Origin of the sequence: Streptomyces sp. ALI-76-A (assembly GCF_030287445.1) — a bacterium.
Taxonomy (GTDB): Bacteria; Actinomycetota; Actinomycetes; order Streptomycetales; family Streptomycetaceae; genus Streptomyces.
Genome location: NZ_JASVWB010000003.1, coordinates 14,693 through 29,283 on the forward strand (window position 1 = coordinate 14,693; position 14,591 = coordinate 29,283).

At 67.6% G+C, this 14,591-nt stretch carries 16 protein-coding genes and 1 pseudogene; 8 read left to right on the forward strand and 9 right to left on the reverse strand.

What is annotated here, in order from left to right:
* Positions 1-260: 260 nt before the first annotated feature.
* On the forward strand, positions 261-494 hold the full coding sequence (locus QQS16_RS35565; RefSeq protein WP_286066637.1) for a hypothetical protein: 234 nt from the start codon (positions 261-263) through the stop codon (positions 492-494).
* Between the two features lie 120 nt (positions 495-614).
* Here the strand turns inward: QQS16_RS35565 and QQS16_RS35570 are convergent, their stop codons facing one another.
* A complete protein-coding gene (locus QQS16_RS35570; protein ID WP_286066638.1) occupies positions 615-1,460 on the reverse strand; it encodes an SDR family oxidoreductase in 846 nt (281 codons plus the stop codon).
* Between the two features lie 64 nt (positions 1,461-1,524).
* Here QQS16_RS35570 and QQS16_RS35575 point away from each other — a divergent pair, with 64 nt between their 5' ends.
* Positions 1,525-1,860 carry a winged helix-turn-helix transcriptional regulator gene (locus QQS16_RS35575; RefSeq protein WP_037683724.1) on the forward strand — a complete coding sequence of 112 codons (336 nt, stop codon included), beginning with the start codon at positions 1,525-1,527 and terminating at the stop codon, positions 1,858-1,860.
* Between the two features lie 48 nt (positions 1,861-1,908).
* On the opposite strand, the gene QQS16_RS35580 is transcribed toward QQS16_RS35575, so the two are convergent.
* Complete coding sequence (locus QQS16_RS35580; RefSeq protein ID WP_286066639.1) at positions 1,909-2,790, reverse strand: SPL family radical SAM protein; 882 nt, start codon at positions 2,788-2,790, stop codon at positions 1,909-1,911.
* A 287-nt stretch (positions 2,791-3,077) separates the two neighbouring features.
* Between QQS16_RS35580 and QQS16_RS35585 the strand changes: the two genes are divergently transcribed.
* The 4 genes and pseudogenes from QQS16_RS35585 to QQS16_RS35600 form a co-directional block, all read left to right on the forward strand.
* Entirely contained in the window at positions 3,078-3,458 is a 381-nt protein-coding gene (locus QQS16_RS35585; protein WP_286066640.1) for a VOC family protein, read from the forward strand.
* 82 nt (positions 3,459-3,540) lie between these two features.
* Complete coding sequence (locus tag QQS16_RS35590; protein WP_286066642.1) at positions 3,541-4,323, forward strand: MBL fold metallo-hydrolase; 783 nt, start codon at positions 3,541-3,543, stop codon at positions 4,321-4,323.
* Between the two features lie 37 nt (positions 4,324-4,360).
* Positions 4,361-4,756: a nuclear transport factor 2 family protein gene (locus QQS16_RS35595; protein WP_286066643.1), complete on the forward strand. Its 396-nt coding sequence runs from the start codon at positions 4,361-4,363 to the stop codon at positions 4,754-4,756.
* Positions 4,757-4,891: 135 nt separating this feature from the next.
* Positions 4,892-5,148, forward strand: a pseudogene (locus QQS16_RS35600) (PPOX class F420-dependent oxidoreductase); the annotation flags it as partial.
* A gap of 54 nt (positions 5,149-5,202) precedes the next feature.
* Here the strand turns inward: QQS16_RS35600 and istB are convergent.
* The 6 genes from istB to QQS16_RS35635 all read right to left on the reverse strand — a co-directional run bounded on the left by istB (position 5,203) and on the right by QQS16_RS35635 (position 11,198).
* Entirely contained in the window at positions 5,203-5,973 is a 771-nt protein-coding gene (gene istB / locus QQS16_RS35605) for an IS21-like element helper ATPase IstB (protein WP_286066644.1), read from the reverse strand.
* Positions 5,970-6,938 (reverse strand): Mu transposase domain-containing protein, encoded by a 969-nt coding sequence (locus QQS16_RS35610; protein WP_502963948.1) that lies wholly within the window; start codon positions 6,936-6,938, stop codon positions 5,970-5,972. Before QQS16_RS35610 ends, istB begins: the two co-directional genes overlap by 4 nt.
* Before the next feature lie 105 nt (positions 6,939-7,043).
* Positions 7,044-8,816, reverse strand: a complete 1,773-nt coding sequence (ltrA, locus tag QQS16_RS35615; RefSeq protein ID WP_286059410.1) for a group II intron reverse transcriptase/maturase — start codon at positions 8,814-8,816, stop codon at positions 7,044-7,046.
* A gap of 638 nt (positions 8,817-9,454) precedes the next feature.
* Complete coding sequence (locus QQS16_RS35620) at positions 9,455-9,856, reverse strand: hypothetical protein (RefSeq protein WP_502963943.1); 402 nt, start codon at positions 9,854-9,856, stop codon at positions 9,455-9,457.
* Positions 9,857-10,246: 390 nt separating this feature from the next.
* The gene (locus QQS16_RS35630) at positions 10,247-10,762 is read right to left on the reverse strand and encodes a MarR family winged helix-turn-helix transcriptional regulator (RefSeq protein ID WP_286066645.1); all 516 of its coding nucleotides are present in this window, start codon (positions 10,760-10,762) and stop codon (positions 10,247-10,249) included.
* Positions 10,763-10,826: 64 nt separating this feature from the next.
* Positions 10,827-11,198, reverse strand: coding sequence for a hypothetical protein (locus QQS16_RS35635; RefSeq protein WP_286066646.1), 372 nt, complete (start codon positions 11,196-11,198; stop codon positions 10,827-10,829).
* Between the two features lie 160 nt (positions 11,199-11,358).
* On the opposite strand from QQS16_RS35635, the gene tpg reads away from it, so the two are divergent.
* A complete protein-coding gene (tpg, locus tag QQS16_RS35640; protein WP_286066647.1) occupies positions 11,359-11,952 on the forward strand; it encodes a telomere-protecting terminal protein Tpg in 594 nt (197 codons plus the stop codon).
* Between the two features lie 104 nt (positions 11,953-12,056).
* Positions 12,057-12,746, forward strand: a complete 690-nt coding sequence (locus tag QQS16_RS35645; RefSeq protein ID WP_286066648.1) for a hypothetical protein — start codon at positions 12,057-12,059, stop codon at positions 12,744-12,746.
* 337 nt (positions 12,747-13,083) lie between these two features.
* Here the strand turns inward: QQS16_RS35645 and QQS16_RS35650 are convergent, their stop codons facing one another.
* A complete protein-coding gene (locus QQS16_RS35650) occupies positions 13,084-14,562 on the reverse strand; it encodes an ISL3 family transposase (RefSeq protein ID WP_502963944.1) in 1,479 nt (492 codons plus the stop codon).
* Between the last annotated feature and the right edge of the window lie 29 nt (positions 14,563-14,591).

Genomic DNA, 14,591 nt, shown 5'->3' on the forward strand with positions numbered 1-14,591 from the left:
GTCCGGCTGTCGCCTCCAGCCGCAAAGGTGCTCGGTCCGCGCCGGGAGCTCCGGCCGAACTGCTCGCCCCGCTGCGCGCGGACCGGTGGGTGCTGACCCTTGAGCAGGAGTGGGCGGCGGCCCTCGCGGAATCCCGCCGACGTTCCGCTGCGCCCGGAGACCTGTACGTACGTCACCGTGCACATCGACAGCTGAACCTGCTTCCAGAGTCGGTTTGGCGAGTGCATTCTGCCGGTGTCACGATGAGTTGGGGGTGGGTTGTGGGGGCTTCTAAGCAGGGTGACAGGCGGCAGATTCAGACGGCGGTCCTGGGCAGTATTGACTCGGAGGAGCCGCTACTGCTGCCGCTGGAGGCGATCGAGCTGGACGCCTTCCGCCGCCATCACGAGCACGACACGTTCTGGTGCGGGCTGCTGCTCGGAGGCTGCGGCCTCCAGCTGACGACGAAGCTGTACACCGACCGGGTCTGTTCCCTGTCAAGTTCAGCGTGTTGAAGTCGCAGCGGGTCTTGGCCCGGGCGGTCGGAGGTAATTGAAGGCTCGGCAGGGCCGCCCGCCGAATACGGCGGCCTGCCAAGCCTTCGCGAAGTCGGCCGGAGCTGACAGCGGTTGTGGTCAGAGGCCGATGTCGGCCAGCCACTGGCTTGTGGTCCGGGGGGTGACGCCCAGCAGTTTCTGGGCGGAGGTCTCCGGTGCGATCGAGCGGCCGGGCATGGCACTCATCGCCTGGTAGGCCCCTGCGATATCAGCGGCCGGGCCGTCCCCGATCAGGGGGGCCATCGAGGTACGGAACTCCTCGGCGGTGATCTGGTCGAAGACCACGTCCCGTCCGAGCCTGGCGCCGAATGCTTCGGCCAGGTCCGGCCCGGTGATCGCCGGGTACTGGCCGACGGAGACCACGCCGGTGACGTCCGTGCGGTCGAGCAGGGCGACGGCGGCGTCGGCGATGTCCAGGTGGGAGGCCCAGGAGACGGGGAAGTCGGCTCGGATCGGGTAGGGCAGTACGCCGCGCTCGCGGACCGAGCCGATGACGTGCGGCATGAGCAGGTTCTCGAGGTAGAGCTCGGGTGCGATGACCGCGTGGGATACACCGCTGTCGGCCAGGCCGGCGGCCAGGGTCGCGGCGGCACCGCCGATGGCGGGATCGATGGCGAAGCCGCTGGTGGAGAACACGACGCGGTCCGGCCTGGCCTCGCCGACAGCGGTGAGGATGTTGTGCGCGTAGGTCTGGCGGTCCTCCTCCGAGGCCACCGGCAGGTGGACGAAGATCCCCTCGGCACCTCGGTAGGCGTCGGTCAGGTCGGCGGCGGAGGAGTAGCCGGCGGCCACGACGTGCTGCGCGCCGGGCACGACGGCGTCGGGGTTGCGGGTCAGAGCGGTGACGGTCCTGCCTGCGGCGGCGAGAGCGGCGACGACGGGGGCACCCTGGGCGCCGGTGGCGCCGTGAATCACGTAGGTCATGACGTCATTAGTGCATGAGGTGCACCGGTTACATCAACTGCACTAATGGGGTACGGTCAAAACTGTGACTGATCCCTGTCTTCCCGAGTGCGGTGTTGCCCGGTTCCTCACGCTGCTCAACGGGCCGTGGGCCACTCTGATCGTGCGCGAACTGCTGCATGGCCCCCACCGGTTCAACCAGCTGCGCGAGGCCCTGCCGGGCATCAGCCCGCATACCCTGACCAGCCGACTGCGCCAGTTCGAGCGGCACGGCATCGTCACTCGCACGACGTATGCGGAGATCCCGCCGCGTGTCGAGTACGCGCTGACCCCTCTCGGTGAGGGGCTGCGCGAGGTCCTGGAGGCCATGGGGGCGTGGGCCATGGCGGTGCCGGAGCCCGAGTCCGGCGTCACTGCCTGAGGTACGTCTGGCTCTGCCCCCGGCCCCCGGACACGGGCATGGCCATGGTCACGCCGAGGATGCGAGCCGCTGGCGCAGGGTGTCGTTGTCGTCGTGGTGGACGACCTCCTCGAAGCGCAGCCTCAGCCCGTGCTTGTCGAGCAGCTCCGGCACGATCGTGTCGAGGTGTTCGCGGTGCTCCTTGGTCCGTGCCTGGAGGTATGCCTCGCGGACGTCTTCGGGCTCGTCGGCGAGGACCTGGTCCATGCGTTCGCGGATGTACTGCTTGAGGTTGATGTGCTCCATGAACACCTCGCTGACTCCTGCCTCGACGAGCCGGCCGAAGAGGTCGTCGAGGAGTTCGGGCTGGGTGGCGAAGTGGGGCAGGAGCGGGCCGACGAAGGCGTAGGTGGGGATGCCCGCCTCGTTGAGTTCGGCGAGGGTGCGCAGGCGGCGGGAGGCGAGTGGGGCGCGGACCTCCAGCCAGCGGCTGACCTTGTCGTCGGTGGTGGTCACGGTCATGCCGACCTCGGCGCGGGGCAGGCTGGTGAGCAGGTCGATGTCGCGGGTGACCACAGGTGACTTGGTGAGGATGCGGACCAGGCCCGGATACTCGACCCTCTCCAGTTCGCGCAGGATGCCGCGGGTGAGCCGGTACTTCGTCTCGTGGCCCTGGTAGGGGTCGGTGACCGAGCTGAGCAGCATCGTGCCCCGGCGCTTGTCCTGCGGCATCTTCGCCAGTTCCTTGCGGGCGAGTTCGACCGCGTTCTTCTTCACGTACAGGTAGTCGCCCCACTCCTTGACCGACCGGCCGAACTGGCGCCCGGCGAAGCTGGCGAAGCAGTAGGCGCAGCCGATCACGCAGCCGGTGTAGGGGTTGATGACGTAGTCGTTCGAGGGGGTCTTCGACTTCTGGATCAGGGTCTTCGCCTCGATCTCGACCGGCTCCATGACGTGCTTCCTTCCTGAGGCCCGGCCGTCCGTGTCCGACGTGCCGGGGTCCTGTGCTGTCCAAGGGCCGGTGGACCGCAGGCCGCCGAACCCATACACAGGAACAATAATCTGCGGAAGTTGATTCCATAGAATGCAAATGGTTTGCTGGACCCCGGGGCCGGTCCGGAGCCCGCCATCCGCGCCGGACTCCCGCGAGCCCCGCGCGGAGAGATGGTCACCATCTGCATTTAGCCCGCCCCAGAGAGTCACATCCGTCCCCTTGTGGGGCGTAAGGAGTGCGTGTCATGACTGTTCCCGCCTTCAACTCGGTCGCCTGGTTCGAGTTCGGCACCGACCAGCCCGAGAAGGCCAAGGAGTTCTACGGCGAGCTCTTCGACTGGCAGTACGTCCTCAACACCAACACCCCGGGGGTCACCTATCACTCGGTGATGACGCCGGGCGCCCAGCAGCCGACCGGCGGCGTATGGGAGTCGGAGGGCGACTTCCCCAACTACGCGATCTTCTATGTCTTCGTCCAGGACGTCGCCGCGACCGTCGAGCGCGCCGAGAAGCTGGGCGCCGAGGTGCTCATGGCGCCGGTCTCCGACTCCGCGGGTTTTACCTTCGCCCGGCTCAAGGACACGGCGGGCAACCACTTCGGCGTGTTCTCCGTACCCGCCCCGTAACCCTGCCCCTTCCGCCCTGCCTCCCGCCGGAGCGCGCCGCAGGGTCACGGGCCACCGTTCCCCCCGACCGAGAGGTTCCCCGATGTCCGGCGCCAGCGCCACCAGCGAAAAGATCCCTGTCCGCGTCTACGGCGGCCCCACTGCCCTCGTCGAGTACGGCGGGCTCAGGTTCGTCACCGACCCGACCTTCGACCCGCCCGGCGAGTACCCGATGCCCCTCCCGGGCGACCACAAGCTGGTCAAGACCGCCCCCTCGCCGGTCACCGCCGCCGACCTCGGCCGCGTCGACGCCGTCCTGCTCTCCCACGACACGCACGAAGACAACCTCGACAACGCCGGGCGTGCCCTCCTGGCCGAGGTGCCGGTCGTCTTCACCACCGAGAGCGGCTCCGGCCGTCTGGGCGGCAGCGCCCGCGGTCTCGCCTTCTGGCAGACCGCCGAGCTCAAGCGGCCCGACGGCGGGACCGTGACCGTCACCGGCGTGCCCGCCCGGCACGGCCCCGTGGGCTGCGAGCCGATCTCCGGTGACGTCATCGGCTTCATGCTCACCTCCGACGACCTGCCCTCGGTCTACGTCAGCGGCGACAACGCCGCCCTGGAGCACGTCAAGGAGATCGCCGAGAGGTTCGCCCCGGTGGACACCGCGATCCTCTTCCTCGGCGGTGCCCGCATGCCCTTCGCCTTCGACGGCGCCCTGCTCACCCTCGACAGCGCCCTGGGCGCCGAGGCCGCCAAGACGCTCGGCGCCCGCCGCGTCGTCCCCGCGCACTACGACAGCTGGGCCCACTTCCAGGAAGGCCGCGCCGAGATCGAGGCCGCCTTCACCGAGGCCGGCCTGGCCGACCGCCTCGACTTCGCCCGATGACCCCGACCGAACCCGCACGAGAACCATGGAGAGCGCGATGACCACTGCGAACCTCGACCTGGCCCGCGCCTACTTCCAGGCCGTGCAGACCGGAGACATGGCCGCCCTCGGCGGCCTCCTCGACGAGGAGATCGTCTGGCACCAGCCCGGCGCCAACCAGTTCTCCGGCAACCACAAGGGCCAAGGCGCCGTCTTCCAGATGCTCGGCAGCATGATGGAGGCCAGCCAGGGCACCTTCGCCATCGACAAGATCCACTCGCTCATGGGAAACGGTGACCTGGTCGCCGCCACCATCCACTTCACCGGACGCCGCGGCGACACGTCCATGGTCATGGATGGCGTGGACCTCCTGCGGATCCAGAACGGCAAGATCACCGAGATGTGGCTCTTCTCCAGCGACCAGAACGCCGAAGACGCCTTCTGGGGCCGCTGACACCCACTGCGTGCCCCGAGGTCGGCCTGGCCTCGGGGCCGGCGAACGGCCCCACCAGAGTGAAAGGCACCGTATGCGGAAGATGACCACGAGCAGTGGCGGGAGTTCGTCACGCACAGCACCCGCACCGGCAAGCTGTCGACCGTCAAAGCCGACGGCAGCCCGCACATCACACCGGTCTGGTTCCTTCTCGACGGTGACGACATCGTGCTCACCACCGAGAAGGACGGCGTCAAGGGCCGCAACCTCGCCCGCGACGGCCGCTTCGCCCTCTGCGTCGACGACGACCACCCCCATACGCGTTCGTCATCCTCCAAGGACGCGCCGAGACCTCCGAGAAGCCCGACGAGCTGCTGCACTGGGGCGGCCTCCTCGGCGCCCGCTACATGGGTGTCCGCGTACTCGTCCGAGTGCACCACCGAGTACGGAGTTATGTGCACCAGTGCTCAGGCCACGTCAGTGTCCCGCTCGATGGCCTGGAGGCGGTTCTTGAGCCGGTAGCTGTTGCCGTTGATCGGGACGACCTCGCAGTGGTGCAGGAGGCGGTCGAGGATCGCGGTGGCCAGGACCTCGTCGCCGAAGACCTGGCCCCACTCGCCGAAGGTCTTGTTCGAGGTCAGGATGATCGAGCCCTTCTCGTAACGCTTCGAGATGACCTGGAAGACCAGGTTCGCCTCGGCCCGTTCCAGGGGTTGGTAGCCCACTTCGTCGACCACGAGGACGGCGGGGCGGAGGTAGCTGGTGAGCTTGCTCATCAACCGCCCCTGATCCTCGGCGGCCTTGAGGTGACGGACCATGTCGTCGAGGCTGGTGAAGTAGATCGAGTAGCCCGCCCGACAAGCTGCGACGGCCAGCGCGACAGCGATGTGTGTCTTGCCGACCCCGGGCGGCCCGAGCAGGGCGACGTTGGCCTTGTCCTCGACGAAGGAAAGGGTGGCCAGGTCTTTGACCTTGCGCGGGTCGAGCTCGGGCTGGAAGGAGAAGTCGTAGTCCTCGAGCGTCTTGTGGTGTGGCAGCTTCGACAGCCGCAGGCCGTTGCGGAAGCGGCGGTCGTCACGGACCGCGAGTTCCTCTGCCAGAACCAGGTCGATCAGATCGAGATAGCCCATCTTGGCCTCGTCCGCCCGCTGGATGTACTGGTTCAGGGCTTCGGCCAGGTGCGGCAAGCCGAGCTTGACGGCCGTGGCGCGGATGCGATTGCTGGTCAGCTCGCTCAACGGGCTTCCTTCGTCGGTGCGTTGGTGGTGAAGGGGCGGGTGCCGGTCAGCTCGTCATAAACCGACAGCGGACGGCGGCCGACCTCGACGCTTGCGGCGGCGGCCCGGTTCAGCAGAGCTTGCAGTGGCCCGTCTGGCGCCCCCAGAGTCTGGCCGCGGCGGGGCGCAGGCAGACCGTCCCCGGTGGTGACGCGGCGGCCGGCGCCGGTGGGCAGACCGTCCCAGTGGGTCTCATCCACGATGCGGGCACCTCGGCCGACTGCCCTGGGATGGGCGGCCAACAACGTCTGACCGTTCGCGTCGGCGACGGTGGAATGCAGTGTGATCTGGGACTTCGTGGCCCGGATCTCGACCAGCTGGCGAGGGCGGACCTTGCGAGCGGGAACCGAGTAGAGGTTCGCGTCGAACGCAACCAGGCAGTCCTTGCCGACATGCCGCAGATGCCGCTGTGTGACCACATACGGAGTCGTCGCCAGCGGCCGGAGAGCCGTGTGATCGCGCACGGCCCGGTGTCCGATGATCTCGCCGTGGGTGCCATGGACCTTCGCTCGCCGCAGTGGCACCCAGGAGGCGAAGGCGGCGTTCATCTCCTCGATGGAGGAGAAGGCCCGCCCGGCGAGCACGTGGTCCCGGACGATGCCGACCTGGCGCTCGACCCGGCCTTTGCCCTGGGGCCGGTAGGCGGCCAGCACGTCGATGTCGAAGTCGTAGTGCCCGGCGAAGGCGACCGCTTCCGGGTGCAGCGGAACTGCCTCGCCCGGGGCGACGTGCCGGCGCACGACTGTCTTGGTGCGGTCGTAGACGATGCTCATCGGCACTCCGCCGAAGTGCGCGAACGCCTGCCGGTGGCAGTCGAAGAACGTCGCCAGGTCCTGGCTGGTGGTGAAACAGCAGAACGGATCGCGCGAGTACGACAACGTCATGTGGAACGAGTAGACCTTCGGGATGCCGACATGGGCGAGGATCTTTCCTTCGTGTCGGGTAGGAGCGCCGCATTGCTGCGGCGCTCCCTCCTCAGAACCGGGCTAGCAGGTTTCCCCGCACCACGGCTCAAGCAAGCCCCGAGGGCGTCACGAGAGTGCAACTACTGCTGGTTTCCTGCGGTTTCGGGCCCGAAGGCCGCGATGGCAGGAGGCGTGCACAAGGCATGTTCGGTTCCCGTCCGACGTGTCGTGCCGTCCGTGCAGAGTGAGATAGTCGGCGGCTATCGCCCTCTTGACGACGTTCAACCACCATCGCTCCCATTCCTGAGGCGACTGCGGTGGCTGATCGGCGGTGAGAAGGTGCTCCCCGCAGAGCGGACAACGACCGTCCTGTTTGGCGAGCAGGCGCAAGTTGTAGTTGTCCAGCGGGGGTTTGACCTTTCGTCGCCGCTTGACCCAGTAGTCCGTCAGCTCGGGATCGTCGGGTGACGCCCCGCCTGCGATCAACTGGTGCCGAACGATGTTCGTCCAGGAGAACTTGAGCAGAATCGGGATCTCGCCGCGGTCGTTGAGCACGTTGGCGCGATCTCCGAACACCCACCGGTCGTTCCTGAACTTGTTGAACCTGCCGAAGTAGCGTCGAACGATCCACTTCTTCGACTTGTTGGGATGCATGCGTCTGGCCCACCGGTAGGTGAGCCACCACACGTAGTGATCCAGCGCCGTAAAGATCCTGCTGGACACCACCCCCCGGTAGTAGGCAGCCCAGCCCCGCACGATCGGGTTGAGCTTGGCGATGACAGCCGTCGCGTTCAAGCCGCGCAGACAGCGCACCTCGTCCGCGAGCCTCTTCCGGATGCGCCTGACCGCCTCCGCACTCGGTTTGATCAGCAGCTTGCCGCGTCGATAGCGGCGGACGTTGAACCCGAGAAAGTTGAAGCCCTCTTCGAGGTGGACGATGCGCGTCTTGTCCTCGTTGAAGACCAGCCCCCGAGGCGCCAGCCACTCCGCAAGCTGTGCCTTGACCTGCTCGGCCTGCTGCCTGGAATGACAGCAGGCGACCATGTCGTCGGCGTATCTCACCAAGATCGGAGAGCCCGCCACCACATCCCCGGCGTGAGTGCCGGTCATGAGATAGCGGACCCCTGCGGCCTCCTCCAGCCCGTGGAGGGCCACGTTCATCAACAGCGGGCTGATCACGCCGCCTTGAGGAGAGCCCTCCTCGGTCGGCGTGAACTGCCCTTTGTCGACCACTCCGGCCTTCAGCCATCGCTCGATCAGATCTCTGGCCGGGAACGAACCGAGCGAGTCGAGTAGCCGAGCGTGGCCGATCTTGTCGAACGCAGCGGACAGATCAGCATCCAGGATCCACAACCGGCGGGCGCGTGGCCCGCTGAGCGTGGAGAACAGGGAGCCGATCGCGTCGGCGCAGCTTCGCCCGGGGCGGAACCCGTAGGAACGGGGCTCGAACCGGGCTTCCCACTCGGGCTCCAGTGCGCTGCGGACCCGTGCCTGATGACAGCGGTCCAAGATCACGGGAATGCCGAGCGGTCTCTGCTTTCCATTGGCCTTCGGAATGTACACACGGCGCACGGGCATGGGGTCCCAGGACGAACGCGTGCGGTGCACCCGCACCGCGACCGCCGCCCTGGCCTCGGGGGACAAAGCTGTCTCCCCGTCGATCCCGGCCGTCCGGCGCCCAGCGTTGCGCTGAGTGACCTGCCGCACGCTGACCAGCGTGTTCGACCAGGACCTCAGCATCAGTTTCTGCAAGGATCGGACCTGGGCCCAGTCCTCTTCTCGTGTCGCCTTGAAGATCCTTCGCCGCAGCCTCACTACGTTCTCCTCGTGAGTCCGCCAGACAATGGCGTCCCAGTCGAGAACGTCCTCGGGTCCGTTCACCACGATGGTGTCCAACATGTCCCTCGGTTCGAGAGGCGCTCGGCCTCGGCGTTCAAAGGCTCACCAGCCCACGTCAGCGCCCTTTCGGGCCCGGTCGCCTGACCGGCATCCGGCCGGTTCCCCGTGACAGCCGCCTGGAGAGGCAGTCGTGGTGTCACGAGTCCCGTTGCCTTTCGGCAGCCGACATCCGCTTCTTGGGCATCCTGTCCCGCCGAGGGCTTCCGCCCCTCTTGCGATCGGCCTACCGAGCCAGATGGCCCGGACCCCGACGGGGTTTCCACGTTCCGCGCATACGAGACGCGACCGGGGAGGGCGCCCCCTAAACCCCGGGACCAGCGGTGTTCTTGCGACCGACGGGGCAGGCTTCGGTCGCCGCTCGCCGCCTCTTCCAGCGGCCAGGTCCTATCGCCCGGTGTTCTTTCCGTCTCTCCGGGCTTGTCGATGACGAGGCATCACAGGGGGTTCACTCGCGTTCGCCCGTCCGGCCTTCTCCTTGCCCGGTTGCTCCCCCTGACGGATCGGGGGCCCTTGGGCGTCTTCCCTGAGCTTCGCACCCTCAGCGGGCAGGACCCGCGAGCGCACGTCAGGGCGGAGATAGGTCTCGAACACTGACCAAGAACTACGCAACCGGCATGACCGGCCTCCAATCTGCGAGTTCACTCATATGCGCGACTTCGTGTCGCACCGCCCCAGTCCACCTGGGCCTGAGCACCCGGAACGACCTCGAACCGCCGGTGCAGACCCGCCAGCTCGCCGGGACTGATGCCCAGTTCCTCCGCGATCCGTGGCCGGGCTTCTTGCACGTAAAGCTTCACCCGTTGGTAGTTGATGGTGACCGCGTAGTCCTGGATCAGACGTTCATGGATCACCGACGCCTTGAGCAGGACCTCGGACCTGAGCATCGAGTCGATCAGCGGCGCGACCTCGTCCACCACCCGGCGATGCCGGCGACCGGCTGTTTCCCGCTTCGGCGGCGCGGCCGACGCCGGATTCTTCAGGTACTTGCTGACCGTCCGGCGGTTCAGCCCCGTCTCCTTAGCGATCTCCCGCAGGCTCATCGCACCGGACTCATACAGCGGACGAAACCGCCTCAACTCCAGCCACCGATGTGGATCCAGGACCACCGTCAGTCGCCTCCCTGCCGCCCCGAACCGACAGCAGCAGACTCACGGTCTCCACCCCACCCCCGCACCACAAACGGCGCACATTCCTCCGTACGAGGTGGTGCACGTGCACTTGTACGCCGACAATGGGCGAAGACCGCACCCAGGAGTACGCCGCACGCAACGGCGGCCCCGGCAACCTCCTCGTCCGCGCCCACATCGACAAAGTCATCGCCTTCGACGGCATCGCCGACTGAACGACAACGGGCGGCTGATGCGGGGCGGGTGAACCATCGTCACCCGCCCCGCATCAGCCGCCCGTTGTCGCACCCAAGGCGCCCTGGCTCACGAGGCCGACCGACCGGACTGCTTCGGCGCCCGCGAGGCCGGAACCGGCGTCCGACCCCCGGCCTTCCGCTCCGCGTCCAGAGCACGTCCGGCTGCCCGCAGCGTACTGAGGACCGCGGTCACCTCGCGTACCGACTCCTCGGGAATCACCGACCCGATCCGCAGTTCCAGCTCTTCCTCGAAGACCTTCAGCGCCCCCTCCACCAGCTTCCGCCCCTCCGGGGTGAGCTCGACGATCGAGGAACGGCGGTCGTTCGGATTGGCCCTCCGCCCGCACAGGCCCGCCGTCTCCAGACGGTCGACGACCTTGCTCGTGCCGCCCACCGTGATCGAGAACTCCTCCGCGATGTCCTGGATCCGTCGCCCAGGCCGCCGCAACAGCAGGTGCAGCACCTCGAACGAGGTCAGCGCCAGGTCATACTCCGCCCGCAACCGCCCCTCGATGCCGTCCCACAACTCGATCTCCAGCGAGACCAGCTCCCGGTACAGCAGCTTCAGGTCAGTGTCAGCCATCACTCATCTTCCAAAGAATTATCTTCCATAGACAGTTAATTGTAGGTCACCAGTATCGGGACCCTCAGGCGCCGTCCGCTTTCCGAACGTGATCGTTTGGTTCGGGTGTGTCAGTGGTGTCGGCTGCGCAGTGCAGGCGATCACGGCGGATAGTCGCGAGCGCGACCACTTCGATGCGGTGCTGGGAACTGCGCAGCGACGAACGGGTGCCGGCCACCACGCTCAGCCACCACATCCAGCCCGCCATCACACAGAACAGCACCGCCGCCGGCGGCAGCAGCACGGGCGGCGCCCACCGTGCGACGTCACCGCGGGGCAGCTCCTGCCCGGTCAGGTAGCCGACCTTGACCAGCCACACCAGGTACACCGGCACCTCGATGGCGATCACCACCCACATCAAGACCCGCAGTCCCCGTAACGCGCCGCGCTCGCTCATCCCTTGGGTCTCCCCCTTCGATCAACAGGGTCCTGGGGAACGTAGCGGCCCGGCGCCGGCACCCACCAGGGCGCGTCACGCGCAAGGGCGGTGATCAGCGGTGCGGGTGCCCCGTCGGCGGCGTCCTCTGTCCACAGCCCCGCTCCGATGGGGTGTTCGTATGACTGATGAGGAGAAGGCAGAGCAGGCGGCCCGGACGCGCGCCAAGATCATGGAGGGCTTCGCCCGTGCGGAGCGGGCCCTGTTCACCCGGCCTGCGCCGAAATCCGCGCGAGCCCAGATGAAATTCCTTCGCACGCGGGAGAAGGGCTCCACCAAGAGCCTGGCGGAGCGGCTGGGCGTCTCCCGCAAGACGGTGCAGCGCTACCTCTCGGGTGCCTCCACCAAGCCGAACAAGCGACTCCAGGAGGCCCTGACCCAGGAGACGGAGGCGGAGTGGCAACCGCAGGTCAAGGCACAGGCGAGGCAGCGCGCGGCCAGCTCGGGCGGGCTCGTCATCTCGTGCCGGGCCTACTTCGGTTTCGGCCCCGAGGGCACCTCGGACGCGGGCCGGGTGCGGGACGTCAGCGTCGCCGTGTCGCTCTCCCACGCGAGGGCCATCCTGGCCGCACGGGAGAAGGGTGCGACGGACGATGATCTGCACGAACTGGTCGCGGACGCCATCGCGGACGCCTATTTCCGTCAAGGCAGTAGTGGCCGGGCGGGCCTGGAGGTGGAATTCGCTGACGTGGAATGGCTCAACATCCGGTTTTAGCAGCACGGAATTAACGACTGCGATAGAACCTTTCTGTGGCCGCCGCGCCCGATGCGCGGCGGCCCGATATCCCGTTCCTTTCTCCGTGACGATTGAGAGGCAGAGTGAGCACCCCTGCGCCACGATCCCGCCGCCGTCCCCGCGTTCCCGCGCCCGGCACGGCCGCGCCCCGCCAGCCGGTCGACCGCGCGAAGGTCGGCCGCAGCTCGGTCCGCCGGCGCGCCACCGGCATGACCGCCACCGAGGCCGCGGCCGCGCTCGAGGACGCCCGGCTGCACCAGCACCTGGACCGTGACCGCGAGGACCTGGCCGGCGACGAACGCGGCCCCGCCGAAGTCGCGGAGTGGGAACGCATCGCGCAGCTGCTCGCCACCACCGGCGGGACGTACGACCCGAAGTCCGACGCCGTCGTCCAGGACGAGCTCGCTGCCGAAGCCGCGGCGGCCGCCAAAGCCGAAGCCGAACTCCGGGACCTGGAGCTGGAGCAGGAGCGGCAAGAGCGGCTGCACTCCAACGGGCTGCCCGAGCGCGCCCACCTGCTGATGGCCCTGGAGAAGACCGGTCTGCTCGGCAGCACCGAGGAACGGCACGGCGCCGAAGGCCCGCTCGTGCTGCACGAGCTCGAGGACCGCTACGCCCTCGACTACCTGAACGAGTACGGCGAGTTCCACGAAATGTTCTGCATCCTGGATAGCTACGGCATGGCCCCTCCGAGTGGCCTTGTTCGCGAGAATGGGCAGCAGATGTTCACCACTTCGGGAGGCGCCACAGCCCACCGGAAATTCGAACACTGAGTGAGTCGCTTGCCGTAGTTAGGGGCGGCGGCTGGCACTTGTCCGCGCTGCCTTGACACCCCCACGACGGCGGCAGGTGCCGCTCCCCCAACGGATGAGAAAACAGGTTGGCTGGCTGCCTGGACAGCTGCGACGATGCGGCTGTTTCCCAGGCGGAGGACACTTGTTCGTTTTCGTGTGCGCTGGATGCGGCGCCGAGTTGACCACCTCGCTCTCCCAGGTCTCACTGCCAGTCCACGCCCGTCAGAAGTACGGGAACGGGGCCCAGCTTCCGGTGCTCATGGAGTCCGGGACGTTTGCGGCCCTGTCTCGCATTCGGTGGTGACGGAGCGTGCTGTTATCCGAGGAGGATGCGGTGCCGGAGCAGGGTGAAGCCTGCTCGTCCGTGCATCTGGCGCGCAATCCGTTTGGTCTTGGTGTTGACGCCCTCGGTGGGGCCGTTGCTGTACGGAAGCGTGAGCCCGGCGATCACGGCGTCGATGTCCCGGTCCAGGCCCCGGGTGAAGGCGTGTAGGTGGGGCAGGTCGGCTGTTCGGACTTGGGCGATCCAGTGCGTGAGCGCATCGGCGTTGTCGGTGTGTGGCGTAAGGAGCGGGGCGAAGTCTCTGATATCTGCGGCCAGTTGGGTCATCTCGGGGCAGGCGGCGGTGAGCTTGGCCAGGAGCTCGTGCTGCTCGGGCTTGAGGTTGTCGGGCCTGGTCAGCAGCATCCGGGCGAGTCGACGTGGCGAGATATGGCTGCGGTCGGCGTCCGCGCGGCCTTGGTTGATGTACTTGTGCAGAAGGTTCAGGCAGCCCGTGAAGCCGAGGGTCTTGATCTCTTCGAAGAGGTGCTGGACGGGGACGCCGGGGTCTTCACTTCGGCGTTTGCGCAGGTGCTCGCGGTAGGGATCGACCAGGCTGGCACGGTACTTGGGGACGCGGAGCATGCGCTCGGGCCGGTCGGCTCGGGCGTAGCGTTTGACGGTGTTCAGGGCCAGTTGCAGGCGGCGGGCGCATTCGAGCAGGCCCACGCCCTTCTCGAGCAGGCCATGAACCTGGTGCCAGCGTTCGAGGGTGGTCTGAGCGCGGGGCCCGTCGTAGATCGGCGCGTCCAGTACGGTGGCCCAGCAGGCACTGTGTGCCTTCACCTCGTTCAGGGCGGCTTCGCACAGGTTCTTCCATAAATGCCAGCGATCACCGACTTGCACCGCGTCGGGCAGAGCACGGCGGATGGCCTCGGCGTAGGTGGCTGAGCCGTCGCGGCACACGACCTCGATGCCCGGATGCCCGCGCAGCCACGCTTCCAGGGTGTCGGCCGTGCGGTCGGGCAGTACGTCGATCCGCTCATGGGTCTCGGCGTCGATGATCACGGTGGCATAGCGGTGCCGCCGGCGCAGGGCGAAATCGTCGACGCCGATCACACGGGGCACCCGCCCGGTGGGCAACGGGATGCGCAGCAGGGCGCGCAGGGCCGTGTGACGGGACAGGCCCACCGCGAGTATCGCCAGCAAACGTGATCCCGCCCGGCCCGCTAACTCTTTGACCACGGCCCTGACCTGCCTGGTCAGACGAGCGATGCGTCGCTGGTATCGCTCCAGCAGCCCGGGCACCTGTTCGCGGAAGGTGTGGCGGCAGCCTCGCGTGGGACACACCAGACGCCGCACCCGCACACGGACCACCACCTGTCGCCCGTCGACCGGAACGTCGGCCACCGTCCGCCAGTGATAGCCGTGCACCCGTCCCGACGAGGCCCCGCACACCGGGCAGACCGCGGTGTCCAGCGGCGTCCGGGCCCGCACCACGATCCGCCCACCCTCGTCGACCACATCCTCCATGATCAGTGGGGACAGACCCGAAAACACCG